This window comes from Planktosalinus lacus (assembly GCF_014640155.1).
GTDB classification, from domain to species: Bacteria; Bacteroidota; Bacteroidia; order Flavobacteriales; family Flavobacteriaceae; genus Planktosalinus; species Planktosalinus lacus.
This window is the reverse complement of the sequence record NZ_BMGK01000002.1, coordinates 132942-150711: the sequence shown is the minus strand read 5'-3', so window position 1 is coordinate 150711 and position 17770 is coordinate 132942. Positions and strand designations below refer to the sequence as shown.

The following is a 17770-nucleotide window of genomic DNA, read 5'->3' as shown; positions in this document are numbered from 1 at the left end:
TGGGAACTAAGAGTTAGAAATATGGAAAAGTCAATAAAAAACTAATCTGTGTTAATCCGGTAAATTCCTTACAATCCGTGCTTATTAGAAATCTTTCTTTTTCGCTTTCGCGGAAATGCGCCATACGGGAAGAATTACCCATAAGGAAAGCATACCTAAAGAGAGGATTGTACCCATAGAAGTTCCGAAAAAGTTTTTGAAAACGGCACCGGTATAACCCAGTAGTGCAGAGATGTCCAATTTCAGCAGAATAAGGATGCGTGAAAGGTCAATAGGGTTTCCCATGGTGGCTATCAGGGCAAATTTATCCAATGGGTATTCCTGAAAATGCACCAGTGCCATCAGGAAAATACCGTCATATATAACGGCAAGAAATAACCAAAGTAATATGGCAAAGCCAAAACCTTTGATTTTGTTTTCGTTGGACAATGCTATATTAAAGGCTAGTGCGGTAAAGATAAATGTCAAGAAAACTCCTGTAACAAGTAGTATCACAAAGTCCCAGATGGCGCCAGACTGAAAGAGACCGTAAGCAACGAAAGGGATTCCTAAACCTAATATCAAACTGGCTGCCAGTGAAATGGCCACTCCAAAATATTGTCCCAGAAAGATCGATTTGCGTTTTATGGGTTGGGCCAGGAGGAGTTCTGTGAATTCTTTGGAGTCGTAGTAATACATCACTCCAAAGATGGTACCGATGAGAGGTACTAAAACGATGATTACATTCATCATCGTGATGACAGCTCCCGAGAGGTCGTTGTTTAAAAACAATAGGGTAAAGCCCAGTAACAAATAGAATAAAAAATAAACATAACTCCAGCGGCTTCGGGATAAATCGTAAAAACTGTATTTTAATATTTTAAACATGATGTTCAGTTAAAATGTTGGCAATGGCGTGTTCAAAATCGGTTTGTCCGGTTTGTTTTTTGAGTTCCTGAACCGAACCGTTAAAATATATTTTCCCTTCAAGAATAAAGAGGAGATCTTCAGCTATTTCTTCTACAAAACTCATAATGTGGGACGTAATCAAAATGGTTTTTCCTTTAGCCTTTTCCTTGTGAATCCATTCTTTTAAGCGAATGAGCGAAATGGGATCCAGACCCGAGGTGGGCTCATCCAAAATAACCAACGGGCTGTTAAACATAAATGTCAGCACCAGATTCACTTTCTGCTTGGTTCCCCCGGAAAGGGTGACCAGTTTTTTATCTAAAAAGTTTTCGAGTTTAAAAAAGGCAATCAATTCGTCATCATTGGCAGGCTTATCACGCAAATCCTTGATCATTTTTATAAGTTCCTGTACTGTAAGGTTTCCCGGAAAATTGGCTATCTGAGGCAAATAATCTATTTCTTTTCTGTATTTCCAGTCTTTTTTGATGTTTTGTCCATTTATGGAAATGGTTCCTTTATTGGGAATCACCATTCCCAGTATGCTTTTAATCAGGGTGGTTTTTCCACTGCCATTGGGCCCCAGGACGGCGATGATACCCCCATCTTTGATGGTGAGGTCAATACCTTTCAGCACTTCGTTTTTTCCAAACTTCTTATATAAACTTTCTATCGTTACCATAATATTCTTTTCATTTGTGGGTGTGGATCAATCAATTCTTTGGGTGTGAAAATGGGTGAGACCTTTTCTGAAAAATCCATAATGTCAATAAACAAGCTCCTTAATAATACAATTGCTTCAGGGGTTTGGTTGACGATATGAGAAAAGAGTTTCACCGGACGATAAGCCACATCCCCAATGTTGTCCTTATCCAGATCATAACCTGAATAATTTGTCCAGTAATTTCCGGAAAAGGTATTGTCATTTAACCTGCCCGAATAGCCAACGTCAAATGAATTGTGCAAGAAGTTATTTCGTGTGAAACTAGTTGTATAAGCACCCCCGTGCACCTTAATGGCATATCCGTTATTTTTAAAGTCGTTTTCTATGAATTCCACCCGGGTGGTACCATCGGCATTTACCGCTATGGTGTTGTCTTCAAAAATATTGTGTTCAAGAGTCGCGTCAGAAATTTCCTTTAGTAGTAAGCCATAGGAAGCAGGACCCCAGTTTTTCTTAAACAGGTTTTTTTTCATTTCTATATGTTTGGAAAACATTACTGCTACCCCTGCACCGTTATCTTCAAAGGTATTTCCTATATAACTGTTGCTGTCAGAAAACATAAAATGCAGTCCATAACGTAAATTTTTTTCACAAACATTATTGATAATCTTACAATTTTTGCCAAATTCAATATAAATCCCGTCACGCATTTCTTTTACGTGGTTATTTTTAATTGTAATTTCATTAGAATTCCAAAGGTGGATAGCATTTCCGGAGTTTGCCTGGTCAATCCCCTCACCTTCAATACGATTGCCTTCAATAAGCCCATTATCTGATTTCTCAATCAAAAAACCAAAGAAAACATTTTCAAGAATGTTGTTTTTTAGCGTGAAATTTTGACTTCCATTCAGCAGTATGGCTGCATAATCCTTGGTATGACTTCGGCCAATGTTTATAATTTTAAGACCCTCTATGGTAACTCCTTCTGCTTTTATGGCAAAAGCAGTTCCATTCATTCCGGCGTCAATTACCGGATAATTTATCCCTTTAATGTGTAAGCTCTTATTAATTATAGTAATGTCAGATTCCTTATAGATCCCTTCTTCAATACTTATGGTATCACCTGATTGAGCCATTTCAATAGCCTGTTTCACGGTTTTGATCTCACATGAAGAACACACCCTAATTTCTCCAGCCATCGAAGGAAGGAAGTATAGTAAAAACAATACACTTAGAAAATGCTTCATTTTAGGTTTTGGGGATCTTCTTTAAGGAAATATTTTTTAAGTTCATTCCAGGTATATGCCTCCGAAAATTCTTCCTGATTGCTATTTTTTTTCATTGCTGCCAGATTTGCCCCCATGGGGCTGCTAATTTTTTCATCAATGACAAAGGAAGCTTCCTGAGCGGTCAGCATGGCTCCCGGTTGCTCATAGTCTGCCACCAGCATAATGGCAATTTCTGATACTTCATAATTTTGAAGGTTATCCTGAACCATACACTCAATGGCGTCATATTTTATTTGTTTGCCCTTTTTGGTGACCATTTGAGCGGCATGTGCTTTACTTACAATTGTCATTTTACAATAGGAGCAATTATCACCACCATACACAATAGGTTCCGGTTCATTACTGCAGGACGCCAGCAGCATTCCAATAAAAAGAAAGGTGTAAAGTTTCATTATAAATTGCTTTTAGGTCTAACAGATCTTTTACCCACCCACCAGGCGAATAAAGTTAAGAACATTCCCGCAAACATTAACCAGGCACCCAATCTTGGATAGGAGTGCGCTGTAAAGTTCAATATCTTTTGTGAACCAAAGAGCGGGGGTTTGTAGCTAATTGGATTTCCGTCAGCATCTGTAAGTTTGATGATGGCTTTTGGGTCAAGATCTGTCCCATAATCTAAAAGCCAAATATTAAAATCATACATACCAAGGACTCCAAGAACCAACATTAACACAAACCATCCAAAAAACCAGTGTGGGCTTATTTTCTTAAAAAACCCTAAAATTCCCAGAAGAATTCCAAGGGCGGCCATCCCACCAATGACAAGCGGAAATATATTGAATTCCCACATTTCTTCGGGTTTTGGTATTTTTTTCATACCAATATAATGATTTAATCCATCAATATTCTGAATATCAAATTCTGATTTTCCTTCGATTCCTGAAATATAGATATCCATTCCCAGAGGTTCGGGGTATTGCGGTGCTCCTAAGGTGATATTCCAGAGTGGGAAATAAAATAGTCCCAGCAACAATGCTGAACCTACTATCATTAAAATTCCAGACTTTTTCATGACATCCTTTTTTTTAGTAATATGAAAGCAATAATAATCTTAAATAATGCATTGTTTGTATTAAAAAAGCGGGCAGACATAAAGGTGTGCTACCCGCTTTACATCAAATCAAAAATTAATAACCAATTTAACTTTTATGATTTAATCCAGTGACCATTTTAATTCCTGGCTACTACCTTTAGGCGAAACCCTGATATAACCCTGCATTTCCTGGTGAAGTGCTGAACAGAAGTCAGTACAGTAAAATGGCCAGACTCCTACTTTGGTGGGCTCCCAGGTTGTGGTTTTTGTCTGTCCGGGCATGATCAATAGTTCAGAGTTATTAGCACCAATCATTGCAAATCCGTGAGGTACATCAAAGTCTTGCTCAAGGTTGGTCACGTGAAAATACACTTTGTCACCCACTTTGATACCTTCAATATTATCTGGTGCGAAATGGCTTCTTACCATAGTCATATACACGTGAACTTCGTTTCCATTGCGTTCTACACGGGTTTCTGATTCATTAAGAGTTGCGTGTTCATGTTTATTTTCATCAAGACGGTATATCTTTTTTGAGTTGGCTTTGATCTTATCGGCATGAATACCGGCAGCATAATGAGGTTCTCCGTGAGTAGGGAAATCCAGAAGGAGTTCCATTTTTTCTCCGGAAATGTCATATAGCTGAGCAGAGTGCTCTAACTCAGGACCGGTTGGCAGGTATCGATCTTTGGTGATTTTGTTTAAGGAGACCATATATTTCCCATCAGGTTTTCTGGAGTTCCCACCAGGGATCATATTGTGTCCCACAGAGTAAAAACTTGGTTGTCTGTCAAGTACTTCCCAGGTTCCCAGCTTCCATTTTACAACTTCAGAAGAGATAAAGAAAGTAGTATATGCATTACCTTTATCGTCAAATTCGGTATGTAACGGTCCTAATCCACCATCTTTAACAACTCCGGCGAGTGTAGCATCAAAGTTTAAAACAGGAATTCCGTATGCATCTCCGTCGAAATCTTTATTTTCAATTGCCTTCAACATTTTAGAAAAGGAGTGGATGGTAAGATCTGTGGACAATTTTCCATTACCAATGATATATTCACCGGAAGGATCTACATCACATCCATGCGGGGATTTAGGTGTGGGCATGAAGAAAACTGCACCTTCCACATCCCTTGGGTCTACGGTAAGAACTTTATTCATCATTGTTGTGGTCGCAGTTTGCGTTGAATGATTGAATACATTATGAGCATAATTGGCGTCAATCTCTTCTCCGCCACCGTTTCTTACATATTCCTGGATCTTTTTCCAGTTTACGGCAGCAATAAAATCCTTATCGTTTTGAGAAGCATTTACTTCCTGCAGGGTATGGGCCTCTTCTGTATTATAGGTAGTAAAGAAGAACCAGCCGTGAGAATCCCCACGTCCCGGGTGGGAAAGGTCATAATTGAATCCGGGCATTTTTAGCTGGAAATCAATGGACATACCACCATTTTCATCTACTGCAATAAAGGTAAGCGGGCCTTTGAAATTCCCTTTCATTTGGTCGATTGCGATATCTTCCTGAGGATAGGGTACAGAAAAACGTGTACCTGCTACTACATATTCGGTATTTTCAGTTACAAATGAAGAAGAGTGGTTCCCCGCACTATGAGGGATCTCTATGATTTCTTCTGTTTCAAAGTATTCAAGACTGATACGTGCAATCCTTGGTGTGTTGTTCTCATTGATGAAGACCCAGCGTCCATCCAGTTCCCCATTGGTTTGGGAAATATCCGGGTGGTGAGCATCCCCCCATGGAATAAAACCAAAAGAAGTTTCCAGCATTGGGGTTGTTTCTTCAGAATATCCATACCCGTTTGTAGGGAATTGAGAAAATACGGGAATTTCCTTTAGCATCCTTCCTGAAGGAAGTCCATATACAGTTAGGTTTCCACTATATCCACCTGAAAGGAACGCATAATATTCATCATGTTCTCCAGGTGCTACATAGACTTTTTCGGCAACGTTAGATGACATTGCACCTCCGGACCGTTTAGATTCGTTATTATTACCACAACTCACCATTATCAGGGAGAATATAGCAACAGCTAAAATTGAATTGAGTTTTTTCATTATTGTTTAGGTTTAATTATTGTTTTGGTAAAATGATATTTTCTATAACGTGAACCCAGCCATTGCTTACTTTAATAGAGCCAACAATTTTGGTTCCCCCCACATATATGTCTTCACCTTCTTGGGTTACTTGCAGATATTCTCCTGATGCCATATAAAGGGTACGTCCTTTTTCAACATTTTTTCTTAAGGTTTCAATGGGGTAGTTGCCTGGTGCCACATGATTTATAAGGATTTGTGCAAGTTTTTCCTTGTTCTCAGGTTTTAGAAGGTCATCTAAAGTGCCTTCCGGTAACTTGTCAAATGCAGCATTGGTGGGAGCAAAAACAGATAGTGGCCCCACATTTACCAGTGCATTTTCTACTTCAGCTGCTTGAACAGCAGCTACTAAAGTGGTGTGGTCTGATGATTTGATGGCCAATTGTAGTGCATTGGGTTCAGCGTTTTCGTCTTCAATAAAGGCCTGACCTTTGTTTGATGATGAAGTTTCAGTAATTGAAGTGGAACTTTCTGTTGTTTCTGATGATTGTTGATTGTCTTTGCAGCCTGTGAAGACTAATGCAAACATCAACATTGTTATTAAGGTTGATTTCATAATTGGTTGTTTTTAGTATTTATTGAGTGTCGTATTTTCTAAAATATTCCAGGATAGCGCGTGCATCTTCTTCACTGACGTTTTGGTTGGCCATTACCGCCATATTGGATTCAATAAGCAATTGTTTTGCAATGGGATCTTTGGCAATCATTTCTTCCGGGTTCAATATCATGTTCATAATCCACTCGGGTGCACGTCTGTTGGTCACATCGGCTATTTTAGGCCCGATGAATTTTTTGTCCATTTTGTGGCAGGCTGAACACATTTTTTGGAAAACATCTTCACCGTGTGTTGCCATTGTATCATCGATTCCATCGCCAATGGTTACCGATTTAACAGGGCCAATTCCTTTGTTTGACATGTCAATCATGTCTGCAGAAGAGGTGGCTTTGGTCTCTTTTTTTGTTTCTTTTTTACTGTAGTCGCCAATTTTAATGTCTTTCTTTTCTTCTTTTTCTCCTCCTCCACAAGATATTAAGCTTATCGTGGCAAATAATAAAAGGGCTGTTTTTAATATACTTTTCATTTTAATGGGATTTGATAGTTAAATTTTAATGGTGTAAAGTTATTTTGTTTAGTTTTCATTCTTTATGACTGTAGTCATATTGATATTTTTTTAAAAAAATTCTTAAACAAGAACAGGGTTTATTCATTAAAAGCTGTAAAAATAGTATCTGCTATTGTCATAAAGAATGATAATTATCATATTGAACAGTTCATTTTTATCAAATTGTTATTTTTTTATAGTATAAATTATAAAACATCATAAATTATGGATTTTTTTTAAAAATATTGTATTTCAATATTAAAGTCTAATAATTGAAACTGCCTTAAAAATAAAAGCCGCTTGAATTCAAACGGCTTTTAATCTTTAAGCAAAGTAGGTAGGTTTAAATTTTTACTGTCAATACCGGAATTTCAGATTTATTAGCAACTTCTTCACTGATGCTGCCTGCCAGAATTTTATTGATGCCTTTTCTGCCGTGTGTGGGTATTGCAATCAGGTCTGCCTGTAACATCAAGGCTGCATTTTGAATTCCATCAGTGATTGTATAATCATTGAAAATAACAATATCCTCAGAGTGGTTTGAAATAGAATTTTTATTTAAAAAGTTACGCATTTGCTCCCTGATTTCAAGGGTGTTTTTAAAGTTGGCATTTGGAGTGTTTACATAAACCAATTTTAAAGTGGCATCATAAGAATCTGCAAACTGCTTAATGGTTTTAAAAGCATTTAAATTTTCTTTGTTAAAATCTGACGCAAAGACGATGGTTTTAGGATTAAAGTCTTTTGCTTCAGATTTGACAACCAGCACCGGTATGTCTGAAGTTCTCACTACTTTTTCGGTATTGGAACCCACGAAATAACCTTTTACTCCACTGGAGCCTCTGGACCCCATGATTATAAATTCGGCATCAATTTCTTTTGCAGTGTTGTCCACTTCTTCAAACACTTTGTAATGCTTGATGATGGGTGATGACTTGATGCCTTTCATATAATCTTTGTCGATAAATTTTTCAAATTGTTTATTGGCCAGCTGCATAAAAAACAACAATTCACGTCTTTTTGTAGCTTCTGTGATGCTGATCATTTGGTCTGAAATGTCTAGCATATGCAATAAGAAAAGTTCTGCTTTATTTTTTCTTGCTATGTCTGCGGCTACTTTTAAAGCGTATTCAGAATGCTTTGAAAAGTCTACCGGTACAATGATTTTTTTCATAATAAATAGTGTTATAGGTTAAACAGTCATAGAAAACAAACGCGTTTCGGGTTGTTTTTGTTGTAATAAAATATCAAAAGCCATACATACATTTCTGACGAAGGGCCTTCCTTTTTCAAGAACTATAATGGAGTTTGAGTGTATACTTATCAATCCATCTTTTTCAATTTCTTTAAGGTTCTCCTTAATTTCAGAAAAATTAATCATTTCTTCATCTGTTGAGGTCCATTCTGTTTTCAGGTTGCACATCAGATTGAGAATGTGTTTTCTAATGATTTGATCTTTTTGAGTGAGCAAATGCCCTCTGTAAACTGGAATTTCATTTTCTTCCAACAGTTTGTAATACTCCTCTATCTTTTTTTCATTTTGAGCAAACGCTGTCCAGCTGTCACTTATGGAAGAGACCCCCAGCCCAATCATGATTTTACTTTGGGTGGTTGTGTATCCCATAAAATTGCGATGCAGGGTATTGTTTTTCATAGCCATGCTCAATTCGTCATAAGGGAGTGCAAAGTGATCCATTCCGATTTCAATATATCCCAAAGATTCCAGCAAGCGTTTGCCTGTTTCATATTGAGTTCTCTTTAATTTGGCAGCGGGAAGATTTTCTTCACTAAACCCCCGTTGTCCATTTCCTTTAATCCAGGGCACATGAGCGTAGCTGTAAAATGCAATACGGTCTGGTTGGAGTTCTTTGGTTTTTTCGATGGTGTATTTGACGTGCTCCAGGGTTTGATAGGGCAATCCAAAAATGATATCGTGGCTCACAGATGTGTATCCAATTTCGCGTGCCCATTCCGTCACATTTTTCACGTTTTCAAAAGGCTGAATTCTGTGAATGGCAATTTGAACGGCCATATTATAATCTTGTACTCCGTAGCTCACCCTTCTAAAACCAACATCATAGAGTGCTTGGAGATGTTCTTTGGTGGTATTGTTTGGATGTCCTTCAAAGCTGAAGCTGTAATCTTTGTCTAAAATAGCATCTTTGAGAATTCCTTTTATCATTCTGGTCAGGTTATCTGGGCTGAAAAAGGTAGGCGTTCCGCCACCTAAATGAATTTCTTTAATGACGGGTTTCTCAACTAGCAATTGCTTGTATAGTTGCCATTCTTTTAGGATAGCATTGATATAAGGGTCTTCAACTTCGTGTCTTTTTGTGATGCGTTTATGGCAACCGCAAAATGTGCAAAGGCTTTCGCAAAAAGGCAGGTGAATGTAAAGACTTATGCCTTCGTTTTCATTGAAACGGTCAAACTGAATTTTCAATCGTTTTCTCCAGGCATCAGTTGTAAAGCTACTTTCATTCCAATAAGGAACAGTGGGATAGCTGGTGTATCGCGGACCGGGAACGTTGTATTTGTCAATTAAACTTTGCATACTATTTATTTTCAGCCACAAAGATAAAATTTGGTTGTATAAGTTACTATGACTTTGGTCATATTGAATTAATGAAAAAGCCTAATAAACAATGGTGTTTATTAGGCTAATCTTTAAGTGTTGTTTGGGAATTACAACTTTCTCACGCTTCCTGAGGATGATTTATTTTGGTTCACTATTTTGGGCTCACCATAGTATTTTATGTCACCTCCACTGGATGCTTTAGCGTCCAGCGAACTTTTTATGTTTAGCACAATATCTGCGCCACTTGATGCTTTTGATGTGCAATAAATAGCCTCAAGTTCTTTGGCGTTGATAGAGCTTCCGCTGGATGCTTTTGAGTTGAAATTAAGGGCCTGACCTTTGATTTTCATATCAGCACCACTACTGGATTTTGCTGACAATTCTTTTGAAAGAACAGTTACTTCCATATGAGCGCCACTACTGGTTTGAAGGTATAAATTATCAGAAATAATTGTTGATATGCTTTTTAGATTGGCTCCGCTGCTGGCTTCAACCCCTTCAAGGCTCACAAAGCCAACTGTCACTTTTTTTGACTTTGCTCTTCGGATATTTTCATTGGTTTTAATGTGTAAAACCCCGTTGTCAAAGTTTGTTTCAATGACATCTATTAAGTTTTCATCTGCTTCAACTGTGACCGATTGCACCATACTTTCGAGTAAGATTACTTCAAGACCGGTACTGGCTCTCACGACATCTATTTTTTCAGAAAAAATACGTTCATCTTTTATTACATTTCCATTACCTTCTATTGAATTAAATGGAAAATTAAATTCACAACTGCTCGTAATTGCAAGCAATACCAATGCGAATGTAAGTTTGAAAATTTTCATAATAGTTATCTTAGTTTGATTTTACTTTAATTCCTTTTTTATTGAGCATTACCCTCACAGAATCTTTTTCATCGGTGATGTTAATATCAATTCCATCTCTGTCAATCTTGATTTTATTGCCATCTTTCCAGGTTTCCTGCCAGTTTTCATCGTCCCAATCAATACTGTAGTATTCAAAGTCATCATTTGATTCAGATGACTCCTCAGGGCAATCCATACACACTGTTTTTCCGTCTTGAATTTCAAGATAATAACCTTCCTGACCGTTGTTCAATATGTCTCTGTACCCGGAGGTGTTTCTGTGAAATGAATAGGTGTTGTTATCTGCATTTAAAACACTACCCACCGGTAAATATAGAGTGATTTCAATTTCCTGATCACGATATTTGTCTTCTACATTCGCAAGAAAGTACCCATCTAATGTGAGGCTGTTTTGATTAAAAACATAATTGTATTCGATGGCTTCTGCTCTGTTTTTTGCTTCAAGATACTCTTTACCATGGGCTTTTCTGTTGATTAAAAGAGACGCCAGGGAATCTTTTGTTGATCGTACGATTAACCGGATGTTATTTGAATAGATTACCTGATTGTCATTTTCATCATATTTTAAAGAGAAACCACCTCTTTTACTGACATCATTCCCAAACTGTGTATTTGTTCTCATTGCAAGGTATAAGGTATCGTTTGCTTTTATGTTTAATTCCTGGGTGTTGATAACGTTCCCTTCATTAGAGCGTTCCATAGCCTGCATTACGCCAATAGTGATCAGAGTAAAGACTGCTATTAACCAAACGGCAAGTAGGGTAAGATTAGCTACTTTTCCAATTGATTTTAAATTGTCTACAAGAATTTTAAGACCTAAAATAAACAGGAAGAAGAAAGGAATACCGACGGCTAGAAAGATCATCACTGAAATTAGCCAGATAGGGGCAATAGATTCATTTACCACGTGTAAAAAATCTGTGTTCCAAGCTCCAAAAAACCCGGTCATTCCGGAAACAAATAAGCCGATAAACAGGCCAATCAGAGTTACCGCAGCCACAAGAATAATCAACACACCTATGAATTTTACAAACACAGTAAGTAAAGCCATAATTACTTTTCCCAGGGTGTCAAAAAAGGTTTCAGAACTTGATTTTATTTTTTTGCCATAGGCGTCATAATCGGCATTTTTTACTTTATCAGCCACACTGTCATAGGTTTCTTTAAACTTTTTTTCAATGTTTGAGATGTTTACGGGTTCACCTCTCATTGTTAGTTTATCGGCCGTAGTAACAGCTTCGGGTACTAAAATCCAGAAGATAATATATATTAAGATAAAGGTACCACTTGAAAAAATAGTGAGTAAAATCCAAATCAAACGAATCCAGATGGCATCAAGACCAATGTAATGACCCAAGCCTGAAGACACACCACCAATATATTTATTGTCAGGGTCTCTGAACAGTTTTTTATGGGCTTTAGTTGACTGGCTTTCACTTTTTGCTGAATCATAATTTTTATCGGTAAAAATTTCCTCATCAACAGCGTAATCTTCGGGTTGACCCATGATGGCGATTACTTCATCCAACTCTTTCATAGTAATAACCTGCTTGTGGCTATCCAGTTTTTCTGAAAATAGTTCGGCAATACGGGCTTCAATATCTTTTATGATTTCGTCACGCCCTTGGGGGTCTGAAAAGGAACGTTTAATAGCACTTAAATAGCGATTTAGTTTTCCAAAAGCATCTTCATCGATGTGGAAAAAGGTTCCTGCTAAATTTATGTTTACTGTTTTGTTCATGGTTATTTTTTTTGACGTGTTACTTTGGAGACGGCCAGGATTAAGTCATCCCAGGTTCCGTCTAATTCTTTTAAAAATAATCTACCGGTTTCGGTAAGTTCATAGTATTTTCTAGGTGGTCCACTAGTAGACTCTTCCCAGCGATAGCTTAACAGCCCCGCATTTTTAAGTCGGGTGAGAAGGGGATAAACGGTACCTTCCACCACCAGCATCTTAGCATCTTTTAGCGTTTCGAGTATATCTGAGGTATAGGCCTCGCCATCTTTTAGGATGGAAAGGATGCAATACTCAAGCACTCCTTTACGCATCTGTGCTTTTGTGTTTTCTATGTTCATATTAACAATTTTTAATTGGGGTTACAGTTGGCAAATCTTCAGAAAAATATAAAACTTCTTCAGCTTCGATCCGGTTTGGTGTATTTTCTATTTCCACCGATCCAATAGTTGCAGGGTTTAAAAGTTCCATTACTATTGCCAACAAAATACTAACTAACGTGCTCATTTTTTGATTGATTTAATTGATTGATTTTTGATGAATGAATCCTCTTTAATTAAAGTGAAATTATAATACCTATTATATTACAATGCAAATATATGTATAAAAAACAGTATTATGCAAAACACAGTACTAATATTTAACATAAAATTAACAATTCAATAATTGAAAATTATTAATGATTTTAATGTGAATTACTGTAAATTAGCACTCTTATGAAGCTTACTCCCGGAAAAATCAATAGTTTTTTAGCTTTCAAATTACCGGCGGCTTTTCTAAGTGGCGTTCGGTTAAAAGCGCTTGATGGTACAAAATGTACTACTACGGTCAGGCATCGATGGATCAACCAAAATCCATTTCGGTCAATTTATTTTGCTGTTCAGGCGATGGCGGCAGAATTGAGTACAGGTGTGCTTGTGATGATGCACATCAAGGAAACTGATTTAAAAATAACTATGTTGGTAGCCAATCTACAAGGGAATTATTCAAAGAAAGCGACCGGTACCATTACGTTTACTTGTGTAGACGGTCAAAAAGTACTTGATGCCATTTCAGAAACAAAAAAAACCGGTGAGGGAATCACTTTCTGGATGACCTCTGTGGGTAAGGATTCAACAGGAGAAATTGTCTCAACCCACCAATTTGAATGGCGTATCAAGCTTAAGCAAAAAGAGAAAAATTAGAGATTTATTTTTTAGATTTCACCATCATTTCAAACATATCCCACATTTCAGGGGTTACCATTTCCAGGAGATTGAATTGACCGGCACCTTTCAACCATTCGCCACCGTCAATGGTGATAACTTCGCCGTTGAGGTAGTGCGCAAAATCGGAAACAAGATAAGCCGCCAGATTGGCTAACTCCTGATGATCACCCACACGTTTCAAGGGCACTTTTTTAGCAAGGTCAAACTTTTCTTTTAATTCACCGGGCAGTAATCTGTCCCAGGCACCTTTGGTTGGGAAGGGTCCCGGAGCAATTGCGTGATGACGAATGCCATATTTTGCCCATTCTACTGCAAGCGAGCGGGTCATCGCCAAAACACCGGCTTTAGCTGTTGCACTGGGAACCACAAAAGCGGAACCGGTCCAAGCATAGGTTGTTACTATGTTGAGAATTGTTTTATTGGTTTCTTTTTTATCAATCCAGTGTTTGCCAAAGGCCAGCGTGCAGTTTTTACTTCCTTTTAAAACGATATCGATGATGGTATCAAACGCATTGGCAGAGAGGCGTTCAGTTGGTGAAATAAAATTACCGGCAGCGTTGTTCAATAAAACATCTACCTGACCAAATTCAGCAACGGAGGCTTTGACCATCGCTTCTACTTCGTCATAATTCCTGACATCACACGCCACTGAAAGCACTTTTCCACCGGTGGTTTCTTCCATTTCTTTAGCCGTATTTTGGAGTTTTTCCAGATTACGGGAAGTGATGACCAGATTGGCACCCAGTTCAAGAAAATAGGTTCCCATGGACTTCCCCAGTCCGCTGCCACCTCCTGTTACTACTATGGTTTTTCCTTTCAGGGCATCGTCGCGAAGCATTTTTTGGTTGTAGTTCATTTTTGTAGATTATATATTATTTATTTTTTTTAACTCTTGAATGTCTAATAGATCCTTCGGCCTTCCTGATTTTACTTTACTTAGAATTAAATCTTCAAGTGAAAGAACGCGCCATCTGTATATTTTTTGATTTTCTTTAAACTCGACTACCTCACTTTCAGCAAAGGCTTCTTCGAAAGATTTATTAACTGAAAAACGAGTAATTAACTCTATGTCGATATGAACCGGAGAAAATTTAAGTGAAATATTTTGTTCACCTTTCAAAACTGAAGCAGGAAACTCATTGATATTGTAACCTAAATTTTGAAAAACTAAAAGCAATTTTTTGAAATTTTCATTTGTTGGATTAATCCAAAAATCAACATCAGCAGAATGTCGTTGATAGCCATGAAAGTTTACTGCACCGCCACCTACCATAATCATTTCCATTTCTTGCTTGTTTGCTTCAGCAATGAATTCTTCAATTGACTTATTCCAGTTTTCTGCTAGCATCCTTTAAATTGATATGTATCACAAAATTGTCAGTTTTTTCAATTTTGTTTTTACGGGGAAATCGGTTAATTTGTGCACTCGTCGAAAAGAAATGCCAAACTCGTTCACCTCCTGAAAGTTTTAAAAATTCTTCCAGTTGTTGCTTTTTACTTTCTTCTTTGGTTTGAAATTTGATTTCCATATTGTAAAAATAAGGAATTATTTCACTACCCTTAAAATATTTGATATTAAAAGACTTGCTTTTTTAATTTACAGAATCCATCAAAATCTGCAAAATTTCAATAGCGGCTTCACTAATTTTTGTACCGGGACCATACACAGCAACCGCACCGGCATCAAATAGATATTGGTAATCCTGTTGCGGTATCACGCCACCCACAATCACCATAATATCTTCACGACCGTATTTCTTTAGTTCGTTAATTACCTGAGGAACCAGTGTTTTATGTCCTGCAGCTAATGAAGATATGCCCAGAATATGCACATCGTTTTCCACGGCTTGTTTGGCAGCTTCTTTTGGGGTTTGAAATAGTGGTCCAATATCCACATCAAAACCCACGTCGGCATAGCCCGTAGCGACTACTTTGGCTCCACGATCGTGACCGTCCTGGCCCATTTTTGCAATCATGATACGCGGACGACGACCTTCAAGTTCAGCGAACTCATTGGCCATTTCCCGTGCTTTTTCAAAAGAGGGGTCTTGTTTTATTTCTTTGCTGTACACACCACTAAAAGATTTAATTTGTGCTTTATACCTGCCGAATGCTGTTTCAAGCGCATCACTGATTTCTCCCAGTGTGGCTCTTTCACGGGCAGCTTCTACCGCTAAAGCTAGTAAATTTCCTTCACCCGTGCGGGCACATTCGGTTAATTTTTCAAGAGTAGCAGTTACTTTTTCAGAATTTCGCTCAGACTTTATCTTGTTTAAGCGTTCAATTTGTGATAAACGCACTTTTTGATTGTCTACATCCAGTATCTGAAGCGGGTCCTCCTGTTTCAGACGGTATTTGTTTACACCTACAATAATATCCTGGCTGCTGTCAATGCGAGCTTGCTTTTTTGCTGCTGCTTCTTCTATGCGCATTTTAGGAATACCGGCTTCAATAGCTTTGGTCATGCCACCCAGTTCCTCGACTTCCTGAATGAGCTCCCAGGCTCTGTTTGCGATCTCGTGGGTGAGGTTTTCTACATAATAACTGCCTGCCCAGGGGTCAACGGTGCGGGTAATTTCAGTTTCATGCTGTAAAAATAGCTGGGTGTTTCTGGCAATGCGTGCCGAAAAGTCTGTAGGCAAAGCAATGGCTTCGTCCAGTGCATTGGTATGCAGGGATTGTGTTCCGCCAAAAGCAGCAGCAGCGGCTTCAATACAAGTACGCGCTACGTTGTTAAACGGGTCTTGCTCAGTTAAGCTCCATCCACTGGTTTGGCAATGGGTGCGCAGGGCAAGTGATTTTTCGTTTTTCGGATTGAATTGCTTGACAATTTTTGCCCAGAGCATACGTGCGGCACGCATTTTAGCGATTTCCATAAAGTGATTCATCCCGATGGCCCAAAAGAACGAAAGGCGTGGCGCAAAGCTGTCTATGTCCATTCCGGCGGCGATGCCTGTTCTTAAATATTCCAGTCCATCTGCCAGGGTGTAAGCCAACTCAATATCACAAGTGGCACCGGCCTCCTGCATATGGTATCCTGAGATACTGATGGAATTGAACTTCGGCATGTTTTTCGAGGTATATTCAAAGATATCTGAAACGATTTTCATTGACGGCGTAGGTGGGTAGATATAGGTGTTACGCACCATAAATTCCTTGAGAATGTCATTCTGGATGGTTCCTGAAAGTTGTTCAGGAGAAACCCCTTGTTCTTCTGCAGCGACGATGTAAAATGCCATAATGGGTAACACGGCACCGTTCATGGTCATTGACACACTCATTTTATCCAGCGGAATCTGGTCAAAGAGGATTTTCATGTCTTCGATACTGTCAATAGCTACTCCTGCCTTACCAACATCCCCTTGCACTCGTTCGTGATCACTGTCATACCCGCGGTGGGTAGCAAGATCAAATGCTACAGAGAGTCCTTTTTGGCCCGCGGCAAGATTTCTTCGGTAAAAGGCATTGCTGTCTTCTGCTGTTGAAAAACCGGCATATTGGCGAATAGTCCAAGGCTTTTGAACATACATGGTGGAGTAGGGGCCTCTTAAATGAGGTGCTATTCCCGCAGCAAAGTCGAGATGTTCCAAATGGTCAATATCTTCTTTGGAATAGGATTTTTTTATGGAAAAGCCTTCCGCAGTTTCCAATTTCTGATTTGAAGACTGATGCTTGTTTTCAGAACTTTGGATTTTTATATGTTGTATGTTTTTTCTAGTCATTTTAAAATTAGGAGTTACTTTTTTGGATAATCATCGGGATTTTTACTTGTATGAAAACACGATATAATTTTTACTATTTGTTGTTTTTCATTTAGGTCGAAGAACAATATAAATGGAAATCGTTTCAACGGAAATCCTCTAAAGTTTAAGTAACGTTTTTGATAATGAGGGTTTTTGGATAGGGTATCGTATGCTGATGATACATCTTCAATAAATTTTTCAGGAATTGAGGGGCTTATTTCTTCATAGTAAGTAATAGCTTCATCAATCTCCCTTTGCGCTTGTAAAAGTACCAGGACTTTAAAGGCCATATTTTTTTTTTAAATACCCTATTGATTGTTCTGCAGATATATAATGATCTTCAGGTTCTGATAAACGTTGATTGAGAATTTCTTTTTGAGTATCGTTTAAGGTAAAGATAGAATCATTATTTAATACAATAACTTCGACCTCTCCGTCTGCAAAATTCTCAGGTAGCGTTATTGTTATAGTATTGTCTATAACTTTAACAATTTTTCTAATGGCTTCCATAGGGTTTTAATTTATTCAAATATACGCATTTGAGTAGA

The 17770-nt window shown here is 38.0% G+C and carries 21 protein-coding genes; 1 reads left to right on the top strand and 20 read right to left on the bottom strand.

The annotated features are described in order from the left end of the window. Positions 1–84: 84 nt before the first annotated feature. The 14 genes from IEV69_RS02885 to IEV69_RS02820 all read right to left on the bottom strand — a co-directional run bounded on the left by IEV69_RS02885 (position 85) and on the right by IEV69_RS02820 (position 12778). The gene (locus tag IEV69_RS02885) at positions 85–867 is read right to left on the bottom strand and encodes an ABC transporter permease (protein ID WP_188439285.1); all 783 of its coding nucleotides are present in this window, start codon (positions 865–867) and stop codon (positions 85–87) included. Continuing rightward, positions 860–1567 (bottom strand): ABC transporter ATP-binding protein, encoded by a 708-nt coding sequence (locus tag IEV69_RS02880; protein WP_188439283.1) that lies wholly within the window; start codon positions 1565–1567, stop codon positions 860–862. The genes IEV69_RS02885 and IEV69_RS02880 overlap by 8 nt, the downstream gene beginning before the upstream one ends. Next, positions 1561–2796, bottom strand: a complete 1236-nt coding sequence (locus IEV69_RS02875) for a nitrous oxide reductase family maturation protein NosD (protein ID WP_188439281.1) — start codon at positions 2794–2796, stop codon at positions 1561–1563. The genes IEV69_RS02880 and IEV69_RS02875 overlap by 7 nt, the downstream gene beginning before the upstream one ends. Further along, positions 2793–3230, bottom strand: coding sequence for a nitrous oxide reductase accessory protein NosL (locus tag IEV69_RS02870; RefSeq protein WP_188439279.1), 438 nt, complete (start codon positions 3228–3230; stop codon positions 2793–2795). The genes IEV69_RS02875 and IEV69_RS02870 overlap by 4 nt, the downstream gene beginning before the upstream one ends. Next, positions 3230–3850: a hypothetical protein gene (locus tag IEV69_RS02865; RefSeq protein WP_188439277.1), complete on the bottom strand. Its 621-nt coding sequence runs from the start codon at positions 3848–3850 to the stop codon at positions 3230–3232. The genes IEV69_RS02870 and IEV69_RS02865 overlap by 1 nt, the downstream gene beginning before the upstream one ends. A 141-nt stretch (positions 3851–3991) precedes the next feature. Then, positions 3992–5944, bottom strand: coding sequence for a Sec-dependent nitrous-oxide reductase (nosZ, locus tag IEV69_RS02860; RefSeq protein WP_188439275.1), 1953 nt, complete (start codon positions 5942–5944; stop codon positions 3992–3994). Positions 5945–5960: 16 nt separating this feature from the next. Further along, positions 5961–6539, bottom strand: coding sequence for a fasciclin domain-containing protein (locus IEV69_RS02855; RefSeq protein ID WP_188439273.1), 579 nt, complete (start codon positions 6537–6539; stop codon positions 5961–5963). A 19-nt stretch (positions 6540–6558) separates the two neighbouring features. Beyond that, positions 6559–7065, bottom strand: coding sequence for a c-type cytochrome (locus tag IEV69_RS02850; protein ID WP_188439271.1), 507 nt, complete (start codon positions 7063–7065; stop codon positions 6559–6561). A gap of 364 nt (positions 7066–7429) precedes the next feature. Continuing rightward, on the bottom strand, positions 7430–8260 hold the full coding sequence (locus IEV69_RS02845) for a universal stress protein (protein ID WP_188439269.1): 831 nt from the start codon (positions 8258–8260) through the stop codon (positions 7430–7432). Between the two features lie 18 nt (positions 8261–8278). Beyond that, entirely contained in the window at positions 8279–9640 is a 1362-nt protein-coding gene (hemN, locus tag IEV69_RS02840) for an oxygen-independent coproporphyrinogen III oxidase (RefSeq protein ID WP_188439267.1), read from the bottom strand. Between the two features lie 131 nt (positions 9641–9771). Further along, positions 9772–10494: a head GIN domain-containing protein gene (locus IEV69_RS02835; protein ID WP_188439265.1), complete on the bottom strand. Its 723-nt coding sequence runs from the start codon at positions 10492–10494 to the stop codon at positions 9772–9774. Positions 10495–10504: 10 nt separating this feature from the next. Beyond that, entirely contained in the window at positions 10505–12277 is a 1773-nt protein-coding gene (locus tag IEV69_RS02830) for a PspC domain-containing protein (RefSeq protein WP_188439264.1), read from the bottom strand. Positions 12278–12279: 2 nt separating this feature from the next. Next, positions 12280–12612 (bottom strand): PadR family transcriptional regulator, encoded by a 333-nt coding sequence (locus IEV69_RS02825; protein ID WP_188439263.1) that lies wholly within the window; start codon positions 12610–12612, stop codon positions 12280–12282. A gap of 1 nt (position 12613) precedes the next feature. Further along, entirely contained in the window at positions 12614–12778 is a 165-nt protein-coding gene (locus IEV69_RS02820) for a hypothetical protein (RefSeq protein WP_188439262.1), read from the bottom strand. Positions 12779–12987: 209 nt separating this feature from the next. Between IEV69_RS02820 and IEV69_RS02815 the strand changes: the two genes are divergently transcribed. Then, a complete protein-coding gene (locus IEV69_RS02815) occupies positions 12988–13455 on the top strand; it encodes a DUF4442 domain-containing protein (RefSeq protein ID WP_188439261.1) in 468 nt (155 codons plus the stop codon). A 4-nt stretch (positions 13456–13459) separates the two neighbouring features. Here IEV69_RS02815 and IEV69_RS02810 read toward each other — a convergent pair whose 3' ends face one another. The 6 genes from IEV69_RS02810 to IEV69_RS02785 form a co-directional block, all read right to left on the bottom strand. Then, positions 13460–14335, bottom strand: coding sequence for an SDR family oxidoreductase (locus tag IEV69_RS02810; protein ID WP_188439260.1), 876 nt, complete (start codon positions 14333–14335; stop codon positions 13460–13462). Between the two features lie 9 nt (positions 14336–14344). Then, positions 14345–14827, bottom strand: a complete 483-nt coding sequence (locus IEV69_RS02805) for a nucleotidyl transferase AbiEii/AbiGii toxin family protein (protein ID WP_188439259.1) — start codon at positions 14825–14827, stop codon at positions 14345–14347. Next, entirely contained in the window at positions 14805–15008 is a 204-nt protein-coding gene (locus IEV69_RS02800; protein WP_188439258.1) for a hypothetical protein, read from the bottom strand. Before IEV69_RS02800 ends, IEV69_RS02805 begins: the two co-directional genes overlap by 23 nt. Before the next feature lie 63 nt (positions 15009–15071). Beyond that, positions 15072–17201, bottom strand: a complete 2130-nt coding sequence (gene scpA, locus IEV69_RS02795) for a methylmalonyl-CoA mutase (RefSeq protein WP_188439257.1) — start codon at positions 17199–17201, stop codon at positions 15072–15074. A 14-nt stretch (positions 17202–17215) separates the two neighbouring features. Next, entirely contained in the window at positions 17216–17512 is a 297-nt protein-coding gene (locus IEV69_RS02790) for a type II toxin-antitoxin system RelE/ParE family toxin (protein ID WP_188439256.1), read from the bottom strand. Then, on the bottom strand, positions 17502–17732 hold the full coding sequence (locus IEV69_RS02785; protein ID WP_188439255.1) for a hypothetical protein: 231 nt from the start codon (positions 17730–17732) through the stop codon (positions 17502–17504). The genes IEV69_RS02790 and IEV69_RS02785 overlap by 11 nt, the downstream gene beginning before the upstream one ends. Between the last annotated feature and the right edge of the window lie 38 nt (positions 17733–17770).